13 protein-coding genes are annotated in these 14,543 nt (G+C 64.1%); 8 read left to right on the forward strand and 5 right to left on the reverse strand.

Annotation, left to right across the window (positions count from 1 at the left end; genetic code table 11):
- From NKJ06_RS19520 to NKJ06_RS19535, 4 genes are all read left to right on the forward strand, one after another.
- The coding region (locus NKJ06_RS19520; RefSeq protein WP_352810425.1) for a hypothetical protein at positions 1 to 343 on the forward strand (343 nt) is incomplete at its 5' end.
- Positions 344 to 348: 5 nt separating this feature from the next.
- Positions 349 to 612: a hypothetical protein gene (locus tag NKJ06_RS19525; protein WP_352635907.1), complete on the forward strand. Its 264-nt coding sequence runs from the start codon at positions 349 to 351 to the stop codon at positions 610 to 612.
- Between the two features lie 382 nt (positions 613 to 994).
- On the forward strand, positions 995 to 1,267 hold the full coding sequence (locus tag NKJ06_RS19530; protein WP_352635905.1) for a hypothetical protein: 273 nt from the start codon (positions 995 to 997) through the stop codon (positions 1,265 to 1,267).
- Positions 1,268 to 1,828: 561 nt separating this feature from the next.
- A complete protein-coding gene (locus NKJ06_RS19535) occupies positions 1,829 to 3,889 on the forward strand; it encodes a bifunctional AfsR/SARP family transcriptional regulator/alpha/beta hydrolase (RefSeq protein ID WP_352810426.1) in 2,061 nt (686 codons plus the stop codon).
- 154 nt (positions 3,890 to 4,043) lie between these two features.
- Here NKJ06_RS19535 and NKJ06_RS19540 read toward each other — a convergent pair whose 3' ends face one another.
- Both NKJ06_RS19540 and NKJ06_RS19545 read right to left on the reverse strand, forming a co-directional pair.
- The gene (locus NKJ06_RS19540) at positions 4,044 to 5,042 is read right to left on the reverse strand and encodes a bestrophin family protein (RefSeq protein ID WP_352635902.1); all 999 of its coding nucleotides are present in this window, start codon (positions 5,040 to 5,042) and stop codon (positions 4,044 to 4,046) included.
- Between the two features lie 57 nt (positions 5,043 to 5,099).
- Positions 5,100 to 5,720: a TetR/AcrR family transcriptional regulator gene (locus tag NKJ06_RS19545; RefSeq protein ID WP_352635900.1), complete on the reverse strand. Its 621-nt coding sequence runs from the start codon at positions 5,718 to 5,720 to the stop codon at positions 5,100 to 5,102.
- A 383-nt stretch (positions 5,721 to 6,103) separates the two neighbouring features.
- On the opposite strand from NKJ06_RS19545, the gene NKJ06_RS19550 reads away from it, so the two are divergent.
- The 3 genes from NKJ06_RS19550 to NKJ06_RS19560 are packed head-to-tail and all read left to right on the forward strand — an operon-like array spanning position 6,104 to position 9,857.
- A complete protein-coding gene (locus tag NKJ06_RS19550; protein ID WP_352635898.1) occupies positions 6,104 to 6,583 on the forward strand; it encodes a (2Fe-2S)-binding protein in 480 nt (159 codons plus the stop codon).
- Positions 6,580 to 7,563: an FAD binding domain-containing protein gene (locus NKJ06_RS19555; RefSeq protein ID WP_352635896.1), complete on the forward strand. Its 984-nt coding sequence runs from the start codon at positions 6,580 to 6,582 to the stop codon at positions 7,561 to 7,563. Before NKJ06_RS19550 ends, NKJ06_RS19555 begins: the two co-directional genes overlap by 4 nt.
- Positions 7,560 to 9,857: a xanthine dehydrogenase family protein molybdopterin-binding subunit gene (locus tag NKJ06_RS19560; RefSeq protein ID WP_352635895.1), complete on the forward strand. Its 2,298-nt coding sequence runs from the start codon at positions 7,560 to 7,562 to the stop codon at positions 9,855 to 9,857. The genes NKJ06_RS19555 and NKJ06_RS19560 overlap by 4 nt, the downstream gene beginning before the upstream one ends.
- A 35-nt stretch (positions 9,858 to 9,892) precedes the next feature.
- On the opposite strand, the gene NKJ06_RS19565 is transcribed toward NKJ06_RS19560, so the two are convergent.
- Both NKJ06_RS19565 and NKJ06_RS19570 read right to left on the reverse strand, forming a co-directional pair.
- The gene (locus NKJ06_RS19565; protein ID WP_352810427.1) at positions 9,893 to 11,164 is read right to left on the reverse strand and encodes an ISAs1 family transposase; all 1,272 of its coding nucleotides are present in this window, start codon (positions 11,162 to 11,164) and stop codon (positions 9,893 to 9,895) included.
- A 69-nt stretch (positions 11,165 to 11,233) separates the two neighbouring features.
- Positions 11,234 to 12,241: a zinc-dependent alcohol dehydrogenase family protein gene (locus NKJ06_RS19570; RefSeq protein ID WP_352635229.1), complete on the reverse strand. Its 1,008-nt coding sequence runs from the start codon at positions 12,239 to 12,241 to the stop codon at positions 11,234 to 11,236.
- 97 nt (positions 12,242 to 12,338) lie between these two features.
- Between NKJ06_RS19570 and NKJ06_RS19575 the strand changes: the two genes are divergently transcribed.
- On the forward strand, positions 12,339 to 13,268 hold the full coding sequence (locus NKJ06_RS19575; RefSeq protein ID WP_352635231.1) for a LysR family transcriptional regulator: 930 nt from the start codon (positions 12,339 to 12,341) through the stop codon (positions 13,266 to 13,268).
- A 126-nt stretch (positions 13,269 to 13,394) separates the two neighbouring features.
- Here the strand turns inward: NKJ06_RS19575 and NKJ06_RS19580 are convergent, their stop codons facing one another.
- Positions 13,395 to 14,537, reverse strand: coding sequence for a helix-turn-helix transcriptional regulator (locus tag NKJ06_RS19580; RefSeq protein ID WP_352635233.1), 1,143 nt, complete (start codon positions 14,535 to 14,537; stop codon positions 13,395 to 13,397).
- Positions 14,538 to 14,543 lie beyond the last annotated feature (6 nt).

Genomic DNA, 14,543 nt, shown 5'->3' on the forward strand with positions numbered 1-14,543 from the left:
CCCCCCCCCCCCCCCGCCCCCCCCCCCCCCCGCCCCCCCCCCCCCCCCCCCGCCCCCCCCCCCCCCCGCCGCGCCCCCCCCCCCCCCCGCGCCCCCCCCCCCCCGCCCCCCCCCCCCCCCCCCCCCCCCCCCCCCCCCCCCCCCCCGCGCCCGGGGGGGGGGGGGGGGGGGGGCCGCCCCCCCCCCCCGGCGGTGCGGCGCCCCCCCAACCACCCCCCCGCGCGGGCCGCGGCGCGCCCACCTCTCCCCCGCCTTTGGCTGGGGCGAGGAACCCAAATCCTGGAAGGTCGCGCGCGCCCACCACATGCGACGCCCCAGCGCTGGCATCACAATTAAAGGATAAGGACCATGCTCGATATCCATACAGCCACCAGCGAAGCGATCCCCGAAAACATCAATGCGTCCACCCTCAGCATCGCCGATTGGCTATGCCTTGCCGCAGCCCCGACCTTCGCCGTCATGGCGCTGCTTACCTGCATCTTCAGCGGCGATGCGGCCATGCTGTGCATGGGTTCCTCGCCACTCACCGGTATGGCCGCGATGTATCTCCTGATGAGCGCCTTCCATCTGGCGCCATGGTTGCGGGTGATTTCCGGCCGGCAGGTCCGATAGGTCCAGCGCGCCGCCCCAATTTTAGACATCCCATAGGTCGGAGCCTCGTCAGGCTGAGAGGCGGCGGGCAGCGGGATCTCCATCGGCAGCCAGGCGGACCAGCATCGCCGCCGCCTTCGCGCACTACGAATCCCGGAAGCATTTTGGCAAGGTGTGCCTCGAAGTTTGAGGCGCCAGCAGCTCCGACGACGGGACAACAGGACACCCACTATCCATCAGCAGAAGCTAATTGACAGTCAAAGAGAAACGGCGCTCACTGCCTGGCACAGGTGGATCGCAGCATCAGGCGGGCGATATCGACCGCCGACGTCACCTGAAGCAATTCCCGGAAAAAGCGCATAGCGCTTTCCCTTGAGAATTGCGTAAAACCAGGGAGGACGCCATGCCAACCGTTATCGGCCATCACAACATCACGAAAGACAGCAAGCACTGGCTCAGTTCACCCAAGCGCAAGGAGCTTTTCGGCTCGCTTGGGATCACCAATATCCGCACGTTCGTCGATCCGCAGAACCCGAAACAAGTGGCCGTGATGATGGACGTTCCGGACATGGATAAGATGGCCGCTTTGATGCAGAGTAAGGCAGCAGCCGATGCGATGGCCCATGATGGCGTAGCGCCGGAGTCGCTGGTGATCCTGGTCGAAGCGAAAGGCTAATCATTTCGTTCGCTCCAGGGTGTGCGCGATTTGTAACGATGCCGGCCGCTGCGAGCTGTCGTGCTCACGGAATTGCCTCGGCGAGCGACGATCACGCGCCCCGTCGCCGCGCTGTCCACCCTGGAAGGACGTGGCGGTTGCTTGCGATCCGCTGCGCCGTCGACCACAGCCACCCCACAGTTTCCGCCAGGCCGAAACCGGAGAGGTCGGGCTCCCGGCAGGCCCGTTGTTTTTCAACATAACGCGCAAGTTCGATATTGTGGCGCTGTGGCACAGGGTCGTCCTGCCCATGTTCATTCCGCCAGGGCCCATGTTCATTCCGCCAGGGCCCATGTTCATTCCGCCAGGGATAGTCATGCCAGAGGGGCCATTCGACTGTTTTCGGGGGCAGCACGGCATCCTCCTTGGCTGATCCTGTCGAAGAACTGTCGCCCTTGGTCGTGATGGAAGTGGTGAAGCCAGGGTGATGGAATCGTGAAAAACAGGGCTCGGGCCAGATCGCTGTTGAAATAGAGGTTGCTACGCGAAAGAATTGTTGCCGAGCCATGGGGGCGAAATCCAATGACTGGGCCTCATCTTCATCTCCTGGGCGGCTTCGACCTTGCCGGTGTCGGGTCCGCGGTGCCGGCTTTCAGCCGCAAGGCGCGTGCGATGGTGGCCTATCTCGCGCTGCAATCCGGGCATTCGCAGTCGCGCGAGAAGCTCGCCAACCTGCTTTGGGGCGTCAATGGCGAGACCCAAGCGCGGATGAGCCTCAGGCAGGCGGTGTCGACCGTCAGAAAGGCCATGCACGCTTCCGGCGGCGGACGCTTCCTGACGGACGGCGACAACATTGCCCTCCATCTCGATGGCCTCGATTTTGACGTCGCGCGGTTCGAGGCGCTCGCCGCCGGCTCCGCGCCTGAAGAGCTGGAACAGGCGCTTCTTGCCTATCGCGGTGAACTGCTCGACGGCTTCGGCCTGAAGAAGGAGCCGTTCGAGGATTGGCTGAGGATCGAGCGCGAGCGCCTGAGGGCGATGGCCGTCACGGCGCTGGACAAGCTCGTCGCACACTACGGCGTCATAAACGATGCTGCATCATGCGCGCGAGCGGCAACGCGCCTGCTGGCTATCGAGCCTTTGAGGGAAGACATCCACCGCGCCCTGATGCGCGCCTACGCGGCCCAGGGCCGGCTAAATCTCGCGCTCAAGCAATATGACCATTGCCGCGATGCACTGCAGCGCGAACTCAAGCTGCAACCGGAGCCGGAAACCCGACATCTGCATGAAGAGTTGCGGACGCGCCGCATGACGCCACAAGCCGTCTCCCGCACGGCCGCCTCAGTGTCGCATCCCCCAACATCGCAGCCGTCACCAACTCGAACCGGCGAGCAGCCGGCGTTCGGCGAGGCCCTTAGACCCTCGACCCACTACGTCAAATCGGCGGGGATCAACATTGCCTATCAGGTGACTGGCGATGGTCCAATCGACCTGATCTATGTGCCGGGATGGGTCTCCAACCTCGACCTTTCCTGGGCCTCGCCGCGGCTTTCGCATGTATTGCAGCGGCTCGGCAGCTTTTCGCGCCTGATCCGCATGGACAAGCGCGGCACCGGGCTGTCCGACCGCAATGTAGGCCTGCCGACGCTGGAAGAGCGGATGGAGGACGTGCGGGCAGTGCTGGACGCAGTCGGTTCGAAACGCACGGTCCTGTTTGGCAGTTCCGAGGGCGGCCCCATGGGCATGCTGTTCGCGGCAACCTATCCCGAGCGCATGGCGGCACTCGTGCTTAACGGAGCCTATGCCAGCGGCAGATGGTCGAAGGATTACCCGTGGGCGAAGACGAGCGAGCAGATCGAAGAAGATTTGGCGCTCGTCGAGAGAGAGTGGGGGGAGCCGGCGGATATGAGCAACGCGGCGCCCAGCCTGATGAACGACACGTTCGAGAGAGAATGGTTCGCTGCCTACCTCAGGAATTCAGCCTCGCCGGCCGACGCGATCGCGCTCTGGCGCTGGGGCACCGAAATCGATGTTCGCGACATTCTGCCTGCCATCCATGTTCCGACGCTGATCGTGCAGACGACCGGCGACCGCTGGGTGAAGCCGGAAGAAGGACGCTACCTGGCAACGCATATCGAAGGCGCCAGATACGTTGAGCTTGCCGGTCGGGATCATGTGATCTGGGGCGAGAATTCCGATCGCCTCATCGACGAGATCCAGGCTTTCGTCACCGGCGCCTTGCCGACCGCGCCCGGCGAACGGGTGCTTGTGTCGGTGCTGTCCCTTGAGATAGGGGATTCCGGGACTGGCGTCGATCTGATCGAACGATACGCCGACGAGATCCACAGCGAACTGCTCGTTGCCGAAGGCAGGCAGATCAAGCGCTCCGCAAACGGATTTCTTGCCGTTCCAGCGGCCAACGCGGTCGATCCAGTGCGCGATGGCGATCCGCCGTCGCCTGAGGCAATCCGGTCTCGATGTGCGCTCGGCAGTCCATATCGGCGAATGCGAGGAGCGCGGCAAGGATTTCACCGGCATTGCGATCGAACTGTCATCACGGCTGCTCGACCACGCGCGGTCGGGCGAGATCATCGCGTCGCGCACGGTACGCGATCTCGTGGTCGGCTCCGGACTGACATTTGAAGAGCATGGCGAGATGGAAGCGAGCGGGCTGCCGGGCGTGCTTCAATTTTTTTCCGTCAAAGGAGCGGACGCTTCGTGACGGCTCCTGTTTGCTTGCCCGGTAACAGCCTAATGCAGGTGTCGGGCATCACACAGATTGCCGCAACGAAGTGCTTCAGGTCGCGATATCATTGACCGGCAGCCAGGGCTTGGGAAGATCAACCTCCCCAAGCCCGCTGCGCAACTCGATCTCGATGTCGCGGCAGATCTGCGAGATCGGAACGTCGTTGGCGTTGCCCTCGAACGGATTGGCGCTGCTTTCGCCGACCTGGTCGAGCGACATATAGGCCCAGCCCAGGAGCGTGCTGAACGGGATCGTCAGCCAGATCGCGATCGGGCCGAGCATGCCGCCCAGTTTGCCCATGTCGGCAAAGACCGGAACGACGCCGAACGGCAGCAGGGTGCAGAAGATCATGACGAACATGGAACTGACGATGGCGTATTGCCTTGGATAGGGATTGTTCTTGATACGATCGCAGCGCGCCTGCTGATCATGGAAATCGCGGATCAGCTTGATAAGTTCGACATAGATCTGCGGAGGGATTTTTGCGTCCTTGAACAACGCATTGACCTGGACCGACTGCATTTCCAACAGGGCTATCGCCGGCTGAGGTGACTTCAGCACGTCCTCGGCCTGTTCGGCCAACAGCGGACGCAGCTCGTCGGCGACCGAACTCGCATCCTCATGGATGCGGTAGCGCCGTCGGTATTCGACATTGGCGGCTCGCGCCATAGATTCCCACGGCATCGGCCGGCGCAGAGAGAACCGCAGTGCGGTCATCCAGGCGATATGGCGGTAGATGAGTTGTTTCGCCGTCGGTGCATCGATGAAGTCTCTGCAGAAATTGGACCACAACCGGCTGCTGGCCGTAATTTGCGTAAAGGCCTGCAGCGCGTCACTGCTGCGGGTGAACACCTGCGAATTCTTGAACCCGGCAACGAGTGACACGGTGGTGCCGAGCACGAGCACCACCGACCATGGCACCGAGAAGCCGGCAATGCCCGGCAGACGGTAGGCAGCGACAGCCAGTCCGCTCACCACCACCATGTAAATGACACTGCGGCGCGACCAGAGCGCGAAATCTATCACCTTGTAGGAACGGCCTACATACATCGGATGCCCCTCAAATCATGGACAGGTCTGGTTGTGCGCGGCCGCAATCCGCCGCCCTCACCGTCCCTTTACAGCCCCAAACCGCAATCCGTCCATCAACAGCTTGACCAGCCGGCGCGAACGGTCGCGCCACTCCGGCGTGTCCGGCGCCGAGTAGATGCCGGACAGTGCGTGCAGCACATCGGACGCGTCGACGTCGCCACGGATGGTGCCGTCGGCCACCGCCCTCTCGACCAGTCGCCGCAGGGCCTGCGAAACCCGGCCGGACGTGTCGGAGAACAGCCTCGAATTGGTGTTGAGCAGGATGCGCAGGCTGGTCGCCAGGCCGCGCTTGGTGGCGATATAATCGACGAAGCGCTGCATCCACTGTTCCAGCGCGACATCGGATTGGTGTTTTTCGGCAAGCTCGCCGGCGGCCGCACACAGCGCCTCCACCTCGCGCCGGTAGACCACTTCGACGAGATGCTCGCGCGTCGGAAAATGTCGGTAGAGCGTGCCGATGCCAACGCCGGCCTGGCGCGCGATCTCTTCCAGCGAGGCATCGATACCGCGCTCCGCAAAGACGGATGCCGCCACCTCGACCAGCCGGTCGCGATTGCGCTGCGCATCGGCACGCAGCGGCTTTGCCTCCGAGCCTTCGGCCTTCTTTTCAACGATGACGGACGGCTCCACGGCCAATTTTTTCTCCACTGCCGAAATATGGGGCTTGAACCCATCCGGGTCAGCCCCCACGTAATAAACGGAGGCACCTCCGCTTTAGTGGAGCACCTTTATCATATAATCAGGGGAACCGGTATGTCACGTCTTTCGAAGCCGCAAGGTCACTGGAGACTGGCGAAGGCCGCGAAGAGCGTTATCTCCCCCCTCGAGGGGGAGATGTCGCCGAAGGCGACAGAGGGGGTCGCCTCACATAGAGCGCTAACCTTCATTCGCCGCAGGAGGTTGCACCCGGTCGGACCGACCCCCTCTGCCCTGCCGGGCATCTCCCCCTCAAGGGGGGAAATTAGCCATCGCCTGCCCATTCCTTCCTATCCGCGTCAAGCAACTGGAGCCAGACGCCCATGACCAAAACCACAATCCCCGTCCATCTCGATATCAATGACCACCATCACGAACTGCAACTTGAGCCGCGCGTCACGCTGCTCGACGCCTTGCGCGATCGTCTCGGCCTGACCGGCACCAAGAAGGGCTGCGACCACGGCCAGTGCGGTGCCTGCACCGTGCATGTCGATGGCGAGCGCGTGCTGGCCTGCCTGACCTTGGCGGCGCAAGTCGAGGGCCGCACCGTCACCACCATAGAGGGGCTTGCACGGGAGGGCGAACCGCATCCCGTGCAGGCTGCCTTCCTCGAACAGGATGCCTTCCAGTGCGGCTATTGCACGCCCGGCCAGATCATGTCTGCGGTGGCTTGCATCCGCGAGGGCCATGCCGGCTCCGATGACGAGATTCGCGAATACATGGCCGGCAATCTCTGCCGCTGCGGCGCTTATCCGCATATCGTCGCCGCCGTTCGCCAGGCTGCATTGGAGGTCGCATCATGAGGGATTTTTCCTACCTGCGCGCCGGCTCGGTCGATGCGGCAAGACAGGCGGCCGCCCTGCCCGGTGCCATGCTGTTCGCGGGCGGCACCACGCTTATCGACCTTGCCAAATGCGGCGTCGCCAAGCCCGAGACGCTGGTCGACATCACCCATCTCAAGGGGCTGAACGGCATCGAGCTGAACGAGCGCGGCGCCACCATCGGCGCGCTCGCCAAGATGAGCCACGTCGCCGACCACAACGGCATCAAGAGCCGATTCCCCGCCGTCTCGGAAGCCCTCTGGCAGGCGGCTTCCGCACAGATCCGCAACATGGCGACCATCGGCGGCAATCTGATGCAGCGCACGCGTTGCCCTTACTTCCGCGACCCGGCGAATTTCCCCGCCTGCAACAAGCGGGAACCCGGCAGCGGCTGTTCGGCCATCGGCGGTGTCACACGGGGCCATGCGGTACTCGGCACCAGCGAAGCCTGCATCGCCATGTATCCGGGTGACCTTGCAGTGGCGCTGGTCGCCTTCGATGCGATCGTGCATCTCGGCGATCGCCAAGTCCCGGCGGACGATTTTTTCCTGCTGCCCGGCACAACGCCGGACAGGGAACACGCGATCGAACCAGGCGAGATAATCACCGCCATCGAGATCCCCGGCTCGGCCGCTGCCCGGCGTTCGACCTATCTGAAGATCCGCGATCGGCAGTCCTATGAGTTTGCCGCGGCGAGTGCCGCCGTCGGCATCGAGTTCGAGGCCGATGGGCACACCGTCCGTGACCTGCGCGTCGCGCTTGGCGGCGTCGCGACCAAACCCTGGCGGGCGCGAGCCGTGGAGGACGCGCTGAAGGGCAAGGTGCTGGAACGAGATGCTGTCCGCGCTGCCAGCCTGCTCGCGATCGAAGGCGCCGTCGACCATGGCGCCAACCATTACAAGATTGAACTGGCGCCGCGCGTTGTCGCGCGCGCCATCCTCACAATGGGAGAGACGGCATGACCGTTCACAACATCAGACATGGTGATGCATCCGACGGCGCGCTGGCGCAAGCCGTCGGCGGCCGGCTGTCGCGCGTCGACGGCCCGGCTAAGATCACCGGTGCCGCCAAATACGCCGTCGAGCAACAGCTCGAAGGCCTCGCCTATGCCGTGCTGGTCGAAAGCACGATTGCATCGGGCAAGGTGCGCTCGATCGACACCGCGGAGGCGCAGGCGGCATCCGGCGTGCTGCAAGTGCTGACGCCTGACACCATCCTCAGCCTGAGGACCGCCTCGGACTGGTTCGGGACGCCGCCGCCCGACAAGCCCTATTGCCCGCTGGCGCGCGACATCACCTTTTCGGGCCAGCATGTCGCCGCTGTCGTCGCCGAAACCTTCGAGCAGGCGGTCGCCGCGGCAACCCTCATCAAGGTCAGCTATGACGAGACGCCCGCCATCGTCGACCTTAGCGACGCCAAGGCCGGCGACGGCATCCCGATCGACGCCATGACCAAGGAATGGGGCGACGCGCAAGCCGCTTTCGCCTCGGCCCCAGTGCGCATCTGCGCCGCCTACAACACGCCGCGCGAATACCAGGCGCCGATGGAGCCGCATGGCCTGATCGCCCGCTGGGAGGGCGATCAGCTCACCGTTTGGGAGCCGAGTCAGTGGCTGGACGGCATGGCCCGCACCTATGCCGAATGGTTCGGCGTGCCGTTCGAGAATGTGCGGCTGGTCTCGCCCTATATTGGCGGCGGCTTCGGCTCCAAGGCGCTGGCGCTCAGCCATGGCGCGGTGGCGGCATGTGCCGCAAAAATGCTCGGCCGGCCGGTGCGGCTGGTGATGACGCGGCCGCAGACCTTCACCGGTTATGGCGGCCGCGCCGCGACGCGCCAGACGGTGACGATCGGCGCCGACCGGCAAGGAAAAATCCAGTCGATCGTGCATCGCGGCGTCAATGAAACATCCATCGACGGCATGTGGGTCGAGCCGCTCGGGTCGGTCACCTCGATCATGTACGCGACGCCGAATTTCTCGTCGAAGCAGAATGTCGTGCGGGTCAATTCTGTAGTGCCTGGCCCCATGCGCGCGCCGGGCGAAAACCCCTCGGCCTTCGGCATCGAGAGCGCCATCGACGAACTCGCCTACGAGGTCGGCATCGATCCGCTGGAAATCCGGCTGAGAAACTATGCCGAGCAGGATCCGGAAGCGAAAAAAGCCTGGTCGACCAGGCAGTTGCGCGAGGCTTTTGCCACCGGCGCGGAGCGCTTTGGCTGGTCCAGGCGCACGCCCGAGCCGCGCTCGATGCGCGACGGCAACCAGCTGATCGGCTGGGGCGTTGCGGCGGGCACCTATCCGGTGCGGCGCGCCTATGGCGAGGCGATCGTGCGCATCCTGGCCGACGGCTCGGTCGAGGTCGAAAGCTCCTCGATCGACATGGGCCAGGGCACGTACACCATCTTGGTGCAGACCGCCGCCGAAACGGTCGGCGTGCCGGCCGACAATGTCGTGGTGAAACTGGGCGACTCGCGCTTCCCCCGCGCCGGTGTTGCCGGCGGTTCGCGGCTGGCCGGTGTGATGACTGGCGCTGTCTACAAGGCGGCGACCTCGGCGCTAGACCAACTGGTCGGGCTGGCGATCAGCGATACGCGCTCGCCCTTCCATGCGCTGCAGGCGAACACTTTGGTCGTCGCCAACGGCCGCATCGCCTCGCCGCGCGGCGACGGCCCCGATGTCTCGATCGCCGAGCTGCTCAAAAGCGTCGGCCGCGACCATATCGAAGCCACCGGCGACACCATGCCGGCCAACTCGACGCCGGAGGATCGCTACAAGAACTACACCACCATCGCCATGGCGCTGCCGCACACCGAGGGCGACTATTCCCGCCACTCCTGGTGCGCGCATTTCATCGAGGTGCGCGTCGACGAGGATTTCGGCACGGTGCGGGTGTCGCGCGTGGTGTCGGCGCTGGATTCGGGTCGGCTCTACAACCCGAAGCTCGCCGAAAGCCAGTGGAAGGGCGGCATCATCATGGGCATCGGTCAGGCGCTGCTCGAAGAAGGCATCGTCGACCGCCGCCATGGCCGCATCGTCAACAACAACCTCGCCGATTACCTGGTGCCGACCAATGCCGACATTCCCGACATCGAGGTGATCTCGGTCGGCATCCCCGACCTGCACTCCTCGGTGCTCGGCGGCAAGGGTGTGGGTGAACTGGCGATTGTTGGCGTCGCCCCCGCGATCGCCAACGCGGTGTTTCATGCGACGGGCAAACGGGTTCGGGATTTGCCGATCACGCTGGAGAAGCTGATCTGAGGGTGAGAGCGTGATCTCCCCCCTTGAGGGCAGGGCTATCGCATATGAGTAAAGAGGTCATAGAAGAAATCTTTGCTCCAGTTTGCCCTTCGCATCTTGCTGGCAATTGGTTTGTCGAGCGGATGGGCAGCCAAGATGTTTTGCGCGAGCCTTCGGATGACAGCCAGATTTTGTGGCGCGTTGTCCTTTCGGGTGCGGGCGTCATCTTCATGGAAGACAACATCGAGGCTCCAGTGCAACTGGTTTTCGATCGTCCAGTGGGCACGCACGGTCTCGGCCAATTTCCTGGGCGTGAGCAGCTTGGAGAGCGCGATGTAGCGGACCGACGCGGCCGTTTTATTGTCGGCCGTGCGCAGGGCTTCGATGCGACCGATGGCCTTGAGGCCTGGGAACACAGGCAGGTCCTTGAGTTTGGCAAGCGGCAAGATGCTGGCTCGGCGCACTTCGGTGCGACCGTGAGCAGTGTCGCGCGTTTCGAAGCAGGCGATCTCGCCTGCCGCGGCAAAGCTTTTCTCAGCCGCGGCAAACAGACGGCCACGATTGGCCTTCAGCCCGAAGGCGTAATGTGCCTTCTGCGCAATCAGCGCTTGAGCCGTGTCGGGGCGGCAATGCAGGGCGTCGGCGGTGACCGTGCAGCCCTTAAGATCCAAGCTCTTCAGCAACGCCAGCGTCGCTCCGACCTCGTCGGAGGCCGGCGCCCGCGTTGCCGCAATCGTCAGCCTGGTCTCGGCATCCCAGGCGCTGACCATCAGCGGCGGCATGAAGGCATGCCCCTTCTCATAGCCGCGCCTGAGCGCCTTGCCGTCGATAGCCACCACGCCACGCGGCGAGCCAAGTCCAAGTTGGCGCCGCAACGCCGACATGAAGGCACTCAGCGCGTTCGACAATTCCTGCGGATCAAGAAGCCGAAACACCCGGCTGAAGGTGTCGTGGCTTGGACATCCATGCTTCAGCTCGACGATCTCTTTCAGGTCGTCTTCCCGTCCCTCCACGAATTCAGCAATGTCCACACAGCTTTTGGCACCGCACAGCGTCGCTGCAAGCGCCAGGAACAGAAGCTCCGCAAGATTATGCCGCGCATTAATATCACGCGGATCGCGAACCTCTCGCAAGATAGACATAACCAACGGCACTGCGGCCTCCTCTGTAACGAGAAAGCCTCTCAAGAATCCCTCTTTTCCTACTTGGCAAGAGCAAATCAACTTATCTGCGATTCCCCTGCCCTTGAGGGGGAGATGGCCGGCAGGCCAGAGAGGGTCGGTTCGACTGGGCTCGGCCCAATGCAGCAGATCAGGTTGGCGCTTCACGCGAGACGACCCCCTCTGTCGCCTTCGGCGACATCTCCCCCTCGAGGGGGGAGATTATCCGCTTCCCTACTACTCCAACCCGAACACCAGCTTGCCGAAGTGCAGGCCGCCGGCGGCCATGTGTGTGTAGGCTTCGACCGCTTCGTTCTGCGAAAACACCTTGTCGACGACCGGCTCGATCCTGGCTGCACCGATGGCGCGGGCGGCGTCGCGAAGGTCGGACACCGATCCGGTGTTGTTGCCGACCACCTTCAATGCCTTGATGATGATCGGCAGCAGGTTGATGGTGGCCTCGGCGCCGGTGACGAAGCCGATGGTGAACAGCGTGCCGCCAGGCGCGGTGGCGTTGACGGCGCGGGCGAAGGTGGCGGTGCCGCCGGTTTCGACGACAAGGTCGGCGCCGAGGCCGCCGGTCAGTTCCAGCACCTTGCCGTCCCAGTCGGGCGTGGCGCGATAGTTGATGAGATGATCGGCGCCCAATGCCTTCGCCCGCTCCAGCTTCTCGTCCGACGACGAGGTGATGACGACGGTGGCGCCGGCGGCTTTCGCAAGCTGCAAGGTGAAAATCGAGACGCCGCCGGTGCCGAGCAGCACGACGACCGAGCCCGGCCCGACATCGGCGGCACGGATGGCGTTCCAGGCGGTGGTGCCGGCGATCGGCAGCGTCGACGCCGCCTCGAAGGAGAGATGTGCCGGCATCGGCACGACCGAATTGGCCGGCAGCGCGACATATTCGGCCAGCGACCCCGGCAGCGAAACGCCGCGCATCTGCGTCATCTCGTAAGGCCGCGGCCGGCCACCGATCCAGCGCGGCTTGGCATGGACGACGACGCGATCGCCGACGGCGAATCCCGTAACCCCCTCGCCCAGCGCGGCGATCTCGCCGGCGCCGTCGGCGACAGGGACGAGCGGAAAGCTCGGTCCGGGATAATTGCCGCTCGCCACCGCGACATCGACAAAGTTGAGGCTCGCCGCACGCTGGCGGATCAGCACCTCGCCGCGCTGCGGTTCGGGGGTGGCAATGGTGGCGGCGCGGAAGGCGTCCAGCCTGGGTTGGCTCAGTTCGATGGCTTTCATGGTTTCACTCCGGTGGGACGATTGATGGGTTGAGTGAAGCTATCTGGTGCGATATGTCTGGATAATCCTTGCTTTTTACATTTCAGTACTGTGATTTATGCAGCAATCTCACGAGCCGATGACCCTTGCCGAAATGGCGGCCTTCGCGGCCATTGCCGAGGCGCGTTCCTTCACCAGGGCGGCGGCGCGTGTCGGGCGCGACGCGACCATCTTGTCGCGGCGCCTGCAATCGCTGGAGGAGCGGCTGGGCGTCAGGCTGCTCCATCGCACGACGCGCAGCGTGTCGCTGACCGAAGCGGGCGCCGAATTCTTGGTGCGGGTGCGCGCCATCCTCGCCTCCGTGGACGAGGCCGAGGCTGCCGCGTCGGCGCATGCCGGCGGCGGCCCGCGCGGTCTGCTCAGGCTGGCGCTGCCCGGCACGTTCGGGCGCATGTGGATCGGGCCGCTGCTGCCTCAATTCCTTGCCGAATTTCCCGATGTCCGCATCGAAGCCGAATTCTCCAACCGTTTCGCCGATCTGGTCGCCGAGAATTTCGACGTCGCCGTGCGGCTCGGCGCGCTGGAGGATTCGCGTCTGGTGGCGCGCAAGGTGGCGACGCGGCGGCGACTGCTCTGCGCCGCTCCTTCCTATCTCGCCCGAAGGGGCAGACCGGAGACACCGCAGGCGCTGCTTGAACATTCCTGCCTGGGCTTCAGCGGTTTCCAGACCTTTCCCGCCTGGGAGATGACCGACGGCGAGGGCCGAAGCATTCGCGTCGAAGTATCCGGGCCGTTGGTCACCGATGATGCCGAGGTGCTGGTCGAGGCCGCCGTGCAAGGCGTCGGCCTGATGATGAGCACCGACTGGTTGGTCGGCCGCGAACTCGCCGACGGACGGCTGGTGCCAATCCTGGAGGACTGGACGCTGGCCGACGAAGGCGCGATTTATGTCGTCACGCCCTCAACCAAGGGACAAGCCGCCAAGACCCGCGCCTTCGCCGACTGGATCGGCAAGCGCTTCGCGCCGGAGCCGCCGTGGCGGGGCTGAGGGCTGCCAAAGTGATTGGCCGGCAGGCAGAGAAGCGCACTGTCCCGTGCAGGCACAATATCCTTGCCGCACCTTCAGAATACATGTGAAGGGCAAAGTCCGGAGACTCGCCGATATCAGCGCTCTTCACTGAGCTGCCAGCGGCGTGCCTATATCCGAAACGAGTTTGACGAGATCGGCTTGGCGTCTCGTGCCGGTTTTGGCGAAGATACGGTTGAGGTGGGTCTTCAAGGTGTTTTCGCCGATACCGAGCGCCAGCGCGCTCTTCGACGCGGACAATCCGCTGCCGATGCGCAGCAGGACCCGCGCCTCCGCGGGCGTAAGATCGAAAAGAGTGGCGAGAACGGCTTCCGGGAGTGGAGAAGAAGACGTCGTGGTCGAAACGAAGACGGCGGCACATGCGGGCCGAAAAGCCGCGCGAGCGGTTCCTTCGGTCAGCGGCAATATATAGGCGACGGCGGGCGGCTGACCCGGGGCCGAAATAGGCAGGCCTATACCGCGGGAGCCAAGCGAGGCATCCGCGCTCGCGGCACTGGCGATTGCATCCAGCAGGGCGCGGGCCACCGCCGAATTCTGCACCTGGAGCAGGCCGTTCCTGGAAAAAATGGGACCTTGCAGCGAAAACATCCGTTCGGCCGCCCCATTGGCATGCAGGATTGCCCCGTTGGCGCCGGTAAGAACGACAGGCACGGCGAGATGATCGAGCACCTGGCGATAAAGGTTGGCGGTCACGCGGGCCTGATCGAGCAGATCTCCAATCAAGGACGCACGGCGCAGGTGCGGCGAGAGCAATGCCAGGAAGCGCTGTTCTTCAGCTGATATGATTCCTCTGTCGGCCCGCGTCGTGCAGCCCATGAGCCCGATACGGTCCGGCGTATGGACGAATTTGGTGATGCAGGCTTCGCGCAATCCCTGCGGCTTGGCCCAATTCTGGAAAAATGGCGTCTGCTGGAGGTCGGCTTCGCTCATATGCGACAGCGTCGCAACGGGCGTATCGATGTCGCCGACAACCGCGGCCTTCAGCCCGGGAATTGCGTCGAAGTCATAATCCTCCTGAAGCACGCGCATCTGCACGGGATCCCAGGGCGATTGGGCCGCGAAGCGGCCATGATTTCCGGCAGTGCTGGCAAGCGCGACGGTGGTATAGGCCGCGTCGACGGCCTCCGTGATCCGGGTCATTACCCCGGCCCAGCCGTCCGGATTCAAAACGCAATCATAGATATCGCCGATGATCGAAGAAAGAACTTCGCCGCTTAGCCTCTCCACCATGCCTCC

This window comes from Mesorhizobium sp. M0293, from assembly GCF_040321735.1.
In the GTDB taxonomy this organism is placed as follows: Bacteria; Pseudomonadota; Alphaproteobacteria; order Rhizobiales; family Rhizobiaceae; genus Mesorhizobium.